The sequence below is a fragment of the Paenirhizobium daejeonense genome (genome assembly GCF_014280875.1).
GTDB classification, from domain to species: domain Bacteria; phylum Pseudomonadota; class Alphaproteobacteria; order Rhizobiales; family Rhizobiaceae; genus Allorhizobium; species Allorhizobium daejeonense.
On record NZ_JACLAL010000004.1, the window covers coordinates 245,764 to 258,592 of the forward strand.

Consider the following 12,829-nt stretch of genomic DNA (forward strand, 5'->3'; position numbering starts at 1 on the left):
TTTCCGGCGATAACAAAATCGCCTCCAATGCTCTATCTCGCAATTTTTTCGCAATTCCGGACGCAAAACCGGTTCCCACTTTTGCTGGAATTGCTTTAGCGCTCTTTTCCGTGGGTCAGAACCAGAAGACGCCATCTTCCAGTGCGTCGAACAGCCCGTCGACGGCCAGCGACAGCTTCCTGTCGACCACATGCAGGTATTGTTTCCAGTCGTCGACATGGGCGAGGTCCTCGCGGCCATCGGAAATGCCCCTGAGCCCGATCAGGGGCAGGTTGAAGGCATGACAGGCGCGAAGCACGGCAAAGGTCTCCATGTCGACCATATCGGCCGAGATCGTCTGGTAGGCCGGACCGGAGACGATGTTGGCGCCGGTGGAAAGGCTTGCCGCCGGAATGCCGGGAATGCGCAGCGGCAGTTCGACCGCCGCAGGAAGGTCGAGAAAGGGTGTGCGACCCTTCTCGAAACCGAGCGGCGAAGCATCCATGTCTCGGTAGGCGACCGACGAAACCTGATAGACCTCGGTCTGTTCCAGCTTGTTCGACCCGGCGGAGCCGAGCGAAACGATGAGATCTGGGCGTTCGTCCTCTTCCTCCAGCTTTGCCAGTGTCCGGGTCAACACGATCGCCGCTTCCACCGGACCGACGCCGGTCATCAGCGGATCGATGCGCGAACGCAGGAAAGGCCCATATTCCGCATCCACCGCCATGACGAAGAGGACGGACTTACCTGAAACCGACTTGAGTTCGAATGTCATCCGGAAATACCTTCTCGACCCCGAACGACCATCATCGTGCTGGTCATCGAGGCTATCAGCTTGGCGGGACCGTCGCTGAGCGCGTAGCCGCGCCCGTCCGCGACGATGATGGTCGAGCCGGGCTTGGTGATCTCACCGCGGAACAGGAAGCGCTCGCCGCGTCCCGGTGACATCAGGTTCACCTTGAATTCGATCGTCAGCATGGCGGCCTCGGCGTCGATCACCGTATAGGCCGCGTAGTTGCAGGCGGTATCGAGCGCAGCGGAAATCACGCCTGCGTGCAGGATGCCGTGCTGCTGCGTCAGCTTCTCATCGAAAGGCAGTTCGATCTCGACCACGCCCTGGTTGATGCGGGTGAGTTCCGCACCGAGCGTGCGCATGGCGCCCTGGCGGCCAAAGCTCTGCCGGATCCGCTCACTCACCCCGTCGCTGTTGATTTCACTCATAGGAAGGCCCCTCTCGCAGGTGCGAAATTGGCACGCCCCATGCGCTTCGGCAAGCCGGACAATGGGGCTAAATCCAAAATCAGTTCATCAGGAAGATCGATGCGTTGAGCAACGTCGCGAAGGCGACCCAGAGCGCGTAAGGGGCAAAGAGGAAGCTTGCCGGTCGGTCTATCGGCCTCGCCTGCTGGATGAAGCCGAGAATTGCAAGCAACATGACGACGATGACGATCAGCGCCAGTCCCGGGGCCTGCAGACCGAAGAAGATTGGGGACCAGACGAAATTGAGGACCATCTGCGCAAACCAGATCTGCATGGCGGCGGATGCCGGCGCCTTTTCCCAGATGCGCGCGCCGGCAATCGCGATCAGCACGTACAGCATGGTCCAGACCGGTGCGAAGATCCAAGGAGGCGGATTGAAGGCGGGTTTTGCGAGTGACTGGTACCAGTCACCCGGTGTGTTGGACACGCCGGAAAGCGCGCCGAAACCAATCACGACGACGATGAAAACGAGATGGATGATGAATCTGCGCATGCCATGAGAGATAGCGCGCCCGTCGCTTCCGGCCAAGGGGCGGATCGTCAAACATTCGGATCAGATGTTCAACCGGCGGCGATGCGGACGATATGCTGGTCCCAGGCAACCGGGCTGCGGTTTTGTTCGAAACTGCCGTCATAGGAAGATACGGCGAAGCCGTCTCCGCCGGCGGCAATGCCTGCGGCGTCGGGTACTCTCGCCTGCGAGATCACCTTGCCAGTCTTCGCATCGAGCGTCACCGCGAAGCCGCCCTGAGGCGATGTCAGCCCGACCAGCCCCTTGCCTCGGTTGACGGCGATGGCCCCGACATAATTTCCCAGCCCCGTCGTCGTCTCCTCGGGAAGATCGATGAAGCTGACATCCTCCCCCCGTGCGAAATGGCCGACGAGCGGCGGCAGGTCGTTGCGCGGGCCTTCATACTGGCAGGCGAACCAGACGCGCCCGTCGGCGGATATGTCGAGATGGCGGGTGGAAAGCTGGCGCAGCTTGTCCGGCATCGCATGCTTGTCGATGAGTTCGCCGGTTTTTGCGTCGGCGATGACCAGCGACGGCTCCATGTGATCGAGATTGAGCTTGGTGCGGCCGAAATCGGGATGGGTCTCGATGCCGCCATTGGCGATGAGGAGAAACCGGCCATCATCGCTGACCGTCATGTCATGGGTGCCGATGCCATGTGCGGGAAATTCTCCAACGCGGCGGAAATCATCGCGGGCGTCATAGACGCCGATCATGCCGCGATTGGCGTCGAAATCGTTTTCGCTGGCGTAAAGCAGGCGGCCATCCGGCGAAAAGCTGCCATGCCCGAAGAAATGGCGGTTCTCCGGCGCGGAGATGATGACGGGTTGCGAGCGTTTCAGGCTGTCGAAGATGACGGCGAAGGTGCCGGGACGGCGGGCAAAGGCGACGGTCAGCCCCGTTGCGGCACTATGGCCGAGGCCGTGGATGCGGTCCGGCAACCGGATCTCGTCGATGAAGGTTCCGTCCTCGCTGACGAGGCCGATACCGTAATGGCCGTCCGGAGCGCGAAAGCCGGAGGCGAAAACGGCGTCCGTCCGCTCCAGCGCAAAGGCTGCGCGCGGCGTCAGCGATTGCACGAAGGCAAGGCCGGCGGCCTTGACGAAGAGACGCCGGTCGATCAGCGCGCCCCGGGCCATCTCAGTCCCCGTCGGAGAATGAAAAGCCGGCGCCCAACCCTATTGCGCCGCCATAGTCATTGTTGAGGCGAAGGATCAGATCCCTGCTGTTCAGGAGCAAGAAGTCGAGCTTTGCTCGCTGGGCAGGATCGGTGACCGCAACCTCGACGTCGGGATTGATGTCCATCGCCACGCGTTCCAGCGATTTGGCGACGAAATTGATCGACGAAACGGTGGAGCGGACGTCCTCGTTCAGCAACTCGACCATATCGGAGCTGTCGAGCAGCGTGCGGATGCCGTCGATATTGTCGGCGACCGATTTGAAGGTGTTCTGCGAACGCCAGTAAATCGCCTGTTTCGGGAAGGTGTTGTTGGCCTCGCCCTTGTAGAAGGTCTCGAGACGCTGGTCGCGCACGGCCTCGGCGCCATGCACCAGAATGCCGAGCAGGGCGGTGATCGCTTCCCGACCATCGCGGAAGACCGGATTGTCGGGACCCGGATGCTTCCACGCGTCCTGAATGCCGTCCGGCTTGTCCCAGATGTCGACCAGTTCGCCACCGAGCCGTTCGAGATTGCCGGCAATCGCGGTGCCGTAACGGCAGCGGAAGCCGTCCTTTTCGCTCGCAAGAACCTCCGAGCCGGTGCCGTAGAGCACGAATTCCAGCGCGCCCAGCCCCTGCATGGCGACGCTCTTGTCCTTCAGCGTGTCGACGCTCGTTGCCGTTTCGTCAGGCTTGGCGAGAACCGCCTGCACCTGCTTCAGGCCGGTGCTCTTGCGGTCGGGATAAAACAGGATGCGCTCGAAGCGGTTATCCTCGATCACCGGACCGACGCGGACGATCTCGATATGGGACCATGAGGTGACGGTCTCGCCGAAGGCGACCTTTGCGGCATCGAGGTTCTGCTGCGAGGGTGCGGAGCAGAGCGTCTGCATGGCGGCGCCCATTGCATCGGCATGGTCGCGGAAATTGCGGTAGCCGGGGCGGATGAAGCCATCGACGGCCTTTTCCAGCACCGTGGAAATGGCTTCCTCATGAAGTCTCGGCGCGGCGAGCGTCGCGTCCTGCGCCGCGGCGGGTGTGGCAAGCATTGCGGCGAGGAGGAGAAGGGCATTCCGCTTCATAGGGACTCCAGAAAGGTGACGAGCGCCTTGCGTTCTTCGGGTGTTAGGCTGGCAAAACGATCACGGGCAGGCTGGGCCTCTCCTCCATGCCAGAGGATCGCTTCCGTGAGGTTGCGGGCCCGCCCGTCATGCAGGAAGAAGGTATGGCCGTTCACCACGTCGGTCAGGCCGATACCCCAGAGAGGAGGCGTCCGCCATTCCCGGCCGGAGGCGTCGCCGACCTGCTGGCCATCCGCCAGTCCATCGCCCATATCATGAAGCAGAAAGTCCGAATAGGGCCATATGAGTTGGAACGACTGCGCCTTGTTCGCAGCATCCCGGCGGGTCACGTATTTCGGCGTGTGGCAGGAGGTGCAGCCGGCGCCGTAAAACAGCGACTTGCCCTTGAGCACCGTGGCATCGCCGACATCGCGGCGGGCCGGTACGGCGAGATTTTCCGAGTAGAAGGTAACAAGATCGAGCACGGGGTCCGGCGCTTCCGTATCGCCGAGACGCGCTTGCACGCCGTTCGGCATGGAACGGCATTTCTCCTGCGCTTCGGTGCAGTCGCCATAGTGGCGGGGCGCATCGGGCGTCGAAATGCCGATATCGCCGGCAAAGGCGCTTGAACTCTGATCGCGAACCGAGGCGTTCTGCGCCTTCCAGCCGAAGCGACCGAGCTTCATCTCGCCGGTGCGATGATCGCGGGCGCGGGCGGCGCGGCCGGAAATACCGTCGCCGTCGCGGTCATCGGGATCGGCCTTCGCCAGGATGTCGGCATCGGCAATGGCCTCGATCAGGCCGAGACCCGGCATCTGGTTCGCGACGCGTGGGGAAAGGGTCGTATCCGCTTCGAGCGGCCCGTAATTCAGGTCCGCAACGCTATAGGCGGGTTTGCGCAGCATCGTGGTCTCGCCGCCCGCAAGCGTCACCGGCTCTTCCATATAAGTGATGACCATCCGGCCCTCTGCCGGGATGCCGGGCACGGCCATGTCCTGCAGCTGGGCGCCATAGGTGGTATCGGGAAAATTGACCGCCTTGAGATCGGCGACCGCCTGGCGCTCCTCGTCGGTACGGGCCGGGCGGGCAAGCCGCAGGAACATCGAAGTCGCGTCTGCATTGCCTTCCGGCGGCCGACCGCGTCCATCCTTCAGATGGCAGTTCTGGCAGGCGCGCGCATTGAACAGTGGACCGAGGCCGTCGGAAGCCTGCGTGGACGAGGGGGAGGAAACCCAGAACTTGCGGAACAGCGCGTTGCCGAGCTTGAAGGTCTCTTCCTCGGCGAAGGTGATGTTGGCGGAGAAATGCGAGAAGGCATCGCCGTTGATCGGTTGGGTCGAGGTGCCGGCCCCGCCCTGCATCGGCTCGAACTGTTCCGGCTTGGAGAAATCGGTGGTCGGCTCGGTGACCTTGAGGACCCGTTTCAGGTCCTTGGCCGAGAGGTCGGTCCGTTGCGGGGGCGCTTCCTCGCCGGCCACAGGGGCCGTTAGGGCAATCGTGCAAAAGCCTGCGAGAAGGGCGCGCGTCATGGCGCGAAGCAAGGAACCGGGCATCGTCAATGTGACCGGGCCACCGGATGCTGTCCGGTGGCCCGCCTTTGTCTTATTGGAACACGGCGTTAGGATTATCGAGGCTGTCGGAACCTTCAAGCTCAACCGTGCCGAGATCCAGCGACGTAATGACGCGCTCGATGGTCTTGGTCTGGTCGATCAGGCCATCGATGGCGGCCTGTACGGTGGCGTTGCCTTCCGCATTGCCTTCGCCGATCATCTGGTCATAGGCTTCGACGGTCTCGGCGCGCTTGGCCATGGCGTGCATCGCGTCGAGCGTCTTGGTGAGCTTCGCCTTCATTTCCGCATCGAGCGCCGGATCCTTGGCTGCGACGAGTTCCGAAAGCGACGGACCGGTCATCTTGGTGCCGTCGGCGCGGGTGTATTCGCCGGTATAGGCGGATGCGATGCCGATCGCATCGTTGAGATGCGAGTTGTGCGTGTTGTCCGAGAAGCAATCATGCTCTTCTTCCGGATCGTGCAGGAGCACGCCGAGCTTCATGCGCTCGCCGGCAAGCTCGCCGTAGGAGAGGGAGCCCATGCCGGTCAGGATGGCGGTGATGCCGGCCTTCGGATCGGCTTCGACATGCTTGGTGGCTTCGCCGTCGGCAGCCCAGGCGGTGACCATGTCCTGCAGGTCGGAGACGAGCAGGGTAGAGGCGGCCTTGAGATAGGCGGCGCGGCGATCGCAATTGCCGCCGGTGCAATTCTTGGTGTCGTAGTCGGTGAACGGACGATTGCCGGCGCCGGGACCGGTGCCGTTCAGATCCTGGCCCCACAGCAGGAACTCGATGGCATGATAGCCGGTCGCCACGTTGGCTTCGATCTCACCCGCTTCATGCAGCGTCTCGGAGAGGAATTCGGGCGTGATGTTGGTCGCATCCACGTCCTTGCCGCCGATCTTGATGTGCTTGTTGGCAATCACGTTGGCGACGTAAAGCGAGTTCTCATCGCTTTCGGTGCCATAGGCAGCGTCGACATAGTCGATCAGGCCTTCATCCAGCGGCCAGGCGTTGACCTTGCCTTCCCAGTCGTCAACGATCGGGTTGCCGAAGCGGTAGACTTCCGACTGCTGGTAGGGAACGCGTGCCTTGATCCAGGCGGCGCGCGCAGCCTTCAAGGTGTCTTCGCTCGGCGCGGCGATGAGGGCGTCGATTGCCGTATCCAGAGCCTTCGCGGTGTTGAGCGAATCCTCGTATTTCGCATGCGCCAGTTCGGCATAATGCTTGAGTACGGCGGCTTCGTCGGTCGCGGCGGCTGCCGGGCCGGCGACGAAGGCTGCCGAGGCAACCAGCAGCGCCAGCGAAGCGCCAATCACAGTTTTCCGGGTCATGGTCTCTCCTTTGACGCTTTGGCGCCAATCCCTTGAAACGAACGCGCCTGTCTTGGCGGAAAAATAAACTGGTGTCAAATAGTCTAGAAACAGCGCGTGGCGCTGTTTCTGACGTTTGTCAACCATGGGCCCGGGAGTGGCTGTTTTCTCAGGTCTTGCGTGTCATCCGGCAGAAGAAGAAACCATCGGTATCTGTCGAGGCGGGACTGAGCATGATGGTGCGACCGTTCAACGACAGGGGGCGCGGCGCGGCGGCGCCAAACAGCTTGTCCCACGTTTCGAGCGCCGGCGCGATCTCGAATTCCGGATTGTTTTCGCAGAACGCCGCGACCTGTGCGTCGTTTTCCTCCGGCAGCAGTGAACAGGTGACATAGATGAGCTGGCCGCCGGGACGAACATAGTCCGCCGCCTCGGTCAGCGCCTCCTGCTGCTGGCTGACGCGCTCCTGCAGATTGCGCGCCGTCAGCCGCCATTTGGTGTCGGGCCGTCTGCGCCATGTGCCGGTGCCGGTGCAGGGCGCATCGACGAGAACGCGGTCGAACCGGCCCGTGAGGCCACCGAGCGCCTTCAGGCTGTCATGGACCTGGACGTTATGTGTGCCGGCGCGCTTCAGCCGTTCGATGATCGGCGCGAGACGCTTGCGGTCGGCATCATAGGCGTGGACCTGACCCTTGTTGTGCATGGCCGCCGCCATGGCGAGCGTCTTGCCGCCGCCACCGGCGCAGAAATCGAGCACCTGATCGCCCTCGCGGGGATCGACGAGATCGGCAACGATCTGCGAGCCCTCGTCCTGCACTTCGAACCAGCCCTTCTGAAAGCTGAGTTCGGCCGTGACGTTGGGAAGCCGCGACGGGCCTTCACCGGCCGCGACCCGCATGCCGAAGCGCGCGATTGCCGCGGCGTGGGCGCCAGTGCGATCCAGCGCCTTCAATGTCTTCTCGCGGTTCGATTTCAGGGTGTTGACGCGCAGATCGAGGGTCGGTCGCTCGGCAAGTGCTTTGGCTTCCATAAGCCAGCCTTCGCCGAAGGCCTTCTCGAAGGAGGGTTCGACCCAATCCGGAATGTCGCCCTGTATATGGAGTGGCGCGTCTTCCAGCTTGCGAGTGGAAAAGGCGGACAGATGGTCCGCCGTCAAAGGCTGGGGAGCGAAGTTGTCGCCTTCGAATTCGGCGGCCAAGGCTTCTGCGGTATAGCCCCACTGGCGCAGCAGCACCGACCATCCGAGTGCTGCGGCACTGTCGTCGTCCATAAGCCAGGCATGGGAGAGTTTCATGCGCAGGGCGTCATAGACGATGTTGCCGATGGCGGCGCGGTCGCCGGAACCGGCAAAGCGGTGAGAAAGGCCCCAGTCTTTCAACGCGTCGGCAACCGGCCGGCGGCGCGTTTCAATATCGTTCAGAACCTCGATCGCACCGGCAAGTCGGCCGCCCAGACGCATATTCATTCTCCTGCATTCGAAGAGAGCGTGGTAGCGGCGAATGCGGGTAAGAGCAAGCGTCCCGCCTCAGAAGCGGCGCGTCGGCGCCACTTTGCGGATGTCGGCCGATCAGCCGATGACCTCGTAACAGACCTTGCCGTGGCCGGAGCTGATCATGCCGATGTTCTGGGCCGCGGCCTTGGAGAGGTCGAGCACCCGGCCGCGGATGAACGGGCCGCGATCGTTGATGCGCACGACGACACTCTTGCCGTTCCTGGCGTTGGTGACCTTCAGCTTGGTGCCGAAGCGCAGCGACTTGTGGGCCGCAGTCAGATTCGACGGGTTCATACGTTCACCGGAGGCTGTCTTGGATCTGAGTGCATACCAGGATGCGCCACCGCATGAAGAGGCTGCATGAGCCGAGAGCGGGGCGAAAGCCGTGAGCGCGACAATCATTGCCGAGGTGAAGGTAGAGCGCCGGATCTTCGTCAATTTGCATTTCCCTAGTTATTGAACTCCGCAAAGTTTTTGCGTGGCGGGGCTTAAGCATGGGGAAAAATGGCAAAAACGTGCCTCATAGTGATCACGTAGAATTACAGACTGTAACATTCGTGATTAGGTGACGCGAATCGTCGGATTAACGATTTATAAATAATCCAGAAAAAATCGTTTATTTACAGGCGATAAATGGAATGGAATTTCAGGTGAATCCCAAAACGGAACGATCACGAAGAAAATCGCGCAAAAAAAATCCGCCCAGCCATATTTGCTGCCCTAATTATGGTGATTCAGGGGCGAGCACCTCTATCGATACTCTCTCAGCGTGTGCTCAACTGCAGTAAACGAGGCTTGCGGGCTATTTGTTCCAGCGGTTTTCGGACCACATTTCGGCGAGTGAAACATGGTAATCCGGGTAGCGGAACCGGTAGCCGAGCGAGAGGATACGGGCGTTGGAAACCCGTTTGTTCTCACCGTAGAACGACCGCGCCATCGACGTCAGTTCCGCCGTCTCGAAGGGCTGCTCGGCCGGCGGCTCCACGCCCATCAACCTTGCGGCCTCGGTCACGACATCCTGCGGGGGGCAGGGTTCGCTGTCCGTGACATTATAGATGCCGCCAATACGTCGCTCGCCGAGGAATGCCGTAGCTGCCGCGATGTCTTCTACCCGGATGCGGTTGAACACCTGGTCCTTCTTGATAAGACGGCGTGCGGTGCCATTGGCGAGATTGACGAAGGCGTTGCGGCCCGGGCCATAGATACCGGAAAGCCGGAGAATGGCGAGCGGCAGGCCGGACGCCTCGGCAAGAGATTGCCAGGCCTGTTCCGCCGCTACCCGCTCCACCGAACGCTGCGACACGGGTTTGGCTTGCGTATCCTCGTCCACCCACGCGCCACCATGATCACCATAGACGCCGACGGTGGAAAGATATGAGATCCATTCCAGCGACGGCATGGCCTCGGAAAGCGACGTGTTGCCCAGCAGGCGGAGAAGCGTATCGCCTTCACGGCCGGGCGCAATCGACTGAACCAGATGGGTGACCTTGGCGAATTCGCTTTTCAGTTCTCCAGTCAGCGTCGTGCCGTCGAAGAGAAGGGGGCGGATGCCGGATGCGGAAAGTGCCTCGGCCTTTTCGGTGCTGCGGGTCGTACCGGAGACATCATGGCCTTGGGACGCCGCGAGTGCGCCGATTGCCTTGCCGGAATAGCCTCCGCCGAAGATCATCATGTGCATCGTTATGTTCCTCAGTTCCATTCCTGCCGCACGTCTGCGTCTTCTTCTATATTGAGCCGCGTTTCCCGCAGCATCCTGAAAGTCTCTGTCGGCAGCAGGCGTGAAAGCGCCCAGACCGCCATGCCGCGCACCTCCGCCGCCTCGTCGTCCATGAGGGCAAAGCAGATGTCGGCGAATTCCGTGCTGCCGGAGTTGCCGGCAGCGATCAGGCAGTTGCGGATGAAGCGATTGCGGCCGATGCGTTTCACCGGCGAGCCGCTGAAGAAGGTGCGGAACGTGGCATCGTCCAGAGAGAGAAGGAAGCGCAGTTCCGGCTCCCGGAGATCTTCGCGCGACTTCAGCTTCATCTCGCTGGCCTCTTGGGCGAACTTGTTCCACGGACAGGCGGCAAGGCAGTCGTCGCAGCCATAGATCCGGTTGCCGAAGGCCGGTCGCAATTCCTTCGCTATGACGCCCTTGTGCTCGATGGTGAGATAGGAAATACAAAGCCGTGCATCGATCTGGTAGGGCGCTGGAAAGGCATCGGTCGGGCAGGCTTCGAGGCAGGCGCGGCAGGAGCCGCAATGATCGATCTCCGGCGTGTCGATATCGAGTTCGGCGGTGGTGAACAGGCTGCCAAGAAAAAGCCAGGAGCCGAATTCACGGCTGACCAGGTTGGTGTGCTTGCCCTGCCAGCCGAGGCCGGCTGCCGCTGCAAGCGGCTTTTCCATCACGGGTGCTGTATCGACGAAGACCTTCACATCCGCGCCGGCGCGCGCGGCGAACCGTGTCGCGACCTCCTTTAGCCGGCCTTTCATCACGTCGTGATAATCGCGATTGCGCGCATAGACGGAGATGGCGCCCCTGTCCGGTCTGACCTGCAGGTGGCGGGGATCTTCATCCGGCCCGTAGTTCAGGCCGAACATCACCACAGAACGAACCTCGTCCCACAGCACGCGGGGATCGGCACGACGCGCCAGCGTTTCCTCCATCCAGGCCATGGTGCCATGCCGGCCCGCCGCGATGAAGGTGGCCAGCCGTTCCGGCGCTTCCGGTATGGAATCAGGCAGGGCGATGCGACAGACGGAAAACCCTTGTGCTGCCGCCTCACTCTTCATGAATGCCGTCAGCCCGGCGCGTCGCCTGTCGTTCCGATTGTCGGGTGCAGGCCCAGGCATTGCCGGCCCCGTCAGAAATCGAGGTCCGCGTAATGCGAGACCGGGGTAAGACCGCGGATGCGCTCGGCCAGCATCGGCCGGAAGGAGGGGCGCGATTTCATGCGCTGATACCATTCCTTGGCGATGGGGAATTCCGACCATTCGATCTCGCCGAGATAGTCGAGCACCGAGATGGCCGATGCCGCGGCAAGGTCGGCATAGCTCAGTCGGTCACCAGCGAGCCATGTGCGGGATCCCGCGAGCCAGCTCAGATACTTCATATGCTGGCGGATATTGGTACGCGCGGTCCGCAGGATCTTGGAGTCGGGCGCACCGCCGCCGAGCCCGTTCGGGATCAGCAGTTTGTGGACCCGCTCGCGCACCAGCGGCTTGGTGACGTCGTGCTCCATCTTCTGCAGGAACCACTCCGTCAACCGGCGGATTTCCGCCCTCTGGAACGGGTCCTCGGCCAGCAGCCGGCGATCGCGCTTCAAGACGCCATGGGTCTCGTCGAGAAACTCGCTGATGACCGTCGGCCCACAGAGCGTGCGCATGTTGTCATCGACATAGACCGGCAGGGTGCCGGCCGGATTGAGCGAGAGAAACTCCCGCCGCTTTTCCCAGGTCTGTTCTTCCACCAGGTCCACCTGAAAGCCGTATTCGGCAAGTACCAGCCGGATGAACCGGGACGCGGTGGACATGGAATGGTGATACAACGTCGGCATTGTTACTCGAATTCTATGGGCTGTTGGTTCCGGCATGATGCGTATAGCGGCTGGTCATGACCACGGCTTCCAAGCTATATGAGCTTGGTTCGCGCAATACAAGCAAATCGCTTTCTTGTCCCTCCCCCTCAAGGAATCCCCATGGAAGATCAATCCATTCTCAGCGCGCTTTTCCTCGGCCTGATCGAGGGCCTCACGGAGTTCATTCCCGTGTCGTCGACAGCGCATGTGTTGCTCGCAGGGCACTTTCTCGGCTTCAAATCGCCGGGCAATACCTTTGCGGTGCTGATCCAGCTCGGAGCCATCCTCGCTATCCTGAGTGTCTATTTCCGCAAGCTGTTCCTCATTGCCATTGGCTTGCCGTCGGACCCCGCCAGCCGTCGTTTCGTTCTGTCGATCCTTGTTGCCTTCCTCCCGGCAGCGGTGATCGGCGCCCTTGCGCATGACTTCATCAAGACAGTGCTGTTCGAGACCCCGGCGCTGATGTGCGTCACTCTGATCCTTGGCGGCTTCGTGTTGCTGTGGGTCGACCGCCTGCATCTGACCCCCCGCTACAAGAACGCGCTAACCTATCCAATGCCGCTCGCCTTCAAGATCGGCCTCTGCCAGTGTGTGGCGATGATCCCCGGCGTCTCCCGCTCGGGCGCAACCATCGTCGGTTCGCTGTTGCTGGGTGCTGACAAGCGTTCGGCCGCGGAGTTCTCTTTCTTCCTGGCCATGCCCACCATGGTTGGCGCCTTCGCGCTCGATCTCTACAAGAACAGGGATGCGCTGAGCTTCGATGATACCGCGATCATCGCGATCGGCTTCATCGCGGCATTCGTCTCGGCTCTCGTGGTCGTGCGCGCGCTGCTGGATTTCGTTTCAAAGCGTGGCTATGCACCCTTCGCCTGGTGGCGTATCGCCATCGGGTCCATCGGCCTGGTGGCTCTGGCGCTCGGTTACTGACCGGGCGCGACATGCCGA

13 protein-coding genes are annotated in these 12,829 nt (G+C 61.8%); 1 reads left to right on the forward strand and 12 read right to left on the reverse strand.

Annotated features, from left to right (window positions below):
- Positions 1–115 precede the first annotated feature (115 nt).
- From H4I99_RS11005 to H4I99_RS11060, 12 genes are all read right to left on the reverse strand, one after another.
- Complete coding sequence (locus tag H4I99_RS11005; RefSeq protein WP_163902965.1) at positions 116–754, reverse strand: 5'-methylthioadenosine/S-adenosylhomocysteine nucleosidase; 639 nt, start codon at positions 752–754, stop codon at positions 116–118.
- The gene (locus H4I99_RS11010; RefSeq protein WP_099056305.1) at positions 751–1,200 is read right to left on the reverse strand and encodes a PaaI family thioesterase; all 450 of its coding nucleotides are present in this window, start codon (positions 1,198–1,200) and stop codon (positions 751–753) included. The genes H4I99_RS11005 and H4I99_RS11010 overlap by 4 nt, the downstream gene beginning before the upstream one ends.
- A 79-nt stretch (positions 1,201–1,279) precedes the next feature.
- Positions 1,280–1,732, reverse strand: a complete 453-nt coding sequence (locus H4I99_RS11015) for a TspO/MBR family protein (RefSeq protein ID WP_163902967.1) — start codon at positions 1,730–1,732, stop codon at positions 1,280–1,282.
- Positions 1,733–1,800: 68 nt separating this feature from the next.
- Positions 1,801–2,889, reverse strand: a complete 1,089-nt coding sequence (locus tag H4I99_RS11020) for a DUF1513 domain-containing protein (RefSeq protein ID WP_163902968.1) — start codon at positions 2,887–2,889, stop codon at positions 1,801–1,803.
- 1 nt (position 2,890) lies between these two features.
- On the reverse strand, positions 2,891–3,991 hold the full coding sequence (locus H4I99_RS11025; protein WP_163902970.1) for an imelysin family protein: 1,101 nt from the start codon (positions 3,989–3,991) through the stop codon (positions 2,891–2,893).
- Entirely contained in the window at positions 3,988–5,523 is a 1,536-nt protein-coding gene (locus H4I99_RS11030) for a di-heme oxidoreductase family protein (protein ID WP_425314374.1), read from the reverse strand. The genes H4I99_RS11025 and H4I99_RS11030 overlap by 4 nt, the downstream gene beginning before the upstream one ends.
- Before the next feature lie 49 nt (positions 5,524–5,572).
- Entirely contained in the window at positions 5,573–6,853 is a 1,281-nt protein-coding gene (locus H4I99_RS11035) for an imelysin family protein (RefSeq protein WP_163902972.1), read from the reverse strand.
- A gap of 148 nt (positions 6,854–7,001) precedes the next feature.
- Entirely contained in the window at positions 7,002–8,291 is a 1,290-nt protein-coding gene (locus H4I99_RS11040; protein WP_163902974.1) for an RsmB/NOP family class I SAM-dependent RNA methyltransferase, read from the reverse strand.
- 108 nt (positions 8,292–8,399) lie between these two features.
- Entirely contained in the window at positions 8,400–8,762 is a 363-nt protein-coding gene (locus H4I99_RS11045; protein ID WP_113446997.1) for a septal ring lytic transglycosylase RlpA family protein, read from the reverse strand.
- Between the two features lie 364 nt (positions 8,763–9,126).
- Positions 9,127–10,002: an SDR family oxidoreductase gene (locus H4I99_RS11050; protein ID WP_163902975.1), complete on the reverse strand. Its 876-nt coding sequence runs from the start codon at positions 10,000–10,002 to the stop codon at positions 9,127–9,129.
- Positions 10,003–10,013: 11 nt separating this feature from the next.
- Positions 10,014–11,159 carry a tRNA epoxyqueuosine(34) reductase QueG gene (queG, locus tag H4I99_RS11055; protein WP_163902977.1) on the reverse strand — a complete coding sequence of 382 codons (1,146 nt, stop codon included), beginning with the start codon at positions 11,157–11,159 and terminating at the stop codon, positions 10,014–10,016.
- Positions 11,160–11,170: 11 nt separating this feature from the next.
- The gene (locus H4I99_RS11060; RefSeq protein ID WP_099056314.1) at positions 11,171–11,863 is read right to left on the reverse strand and encodes a glutathione S-transferase family protein; all 693 of its coding nucleotides are present in this window, start codon (positions 11,861–11,863) and stop codon (positions 11,171–11,173) included.
- Between the two features lie 141 nt (positions 11,864–12,004).
- Between H4I99_RS11060 and H4I99_RS11065 the strand changes: the two genes are divergently transcribed.
- A complete protein-coding gene (locus H4I99_RS11065) occupies positions 12,005–12,811 on the forward strand; it encodes an undecaprenyl-diphosphate phosphatase (RefSeq protein ID WP_163902979.1) in 807 nt (268 codons plus the stop codon).
- The last annotated feature ends 18 nt before the right edge of the window (positions 12,812–12,829 follow it).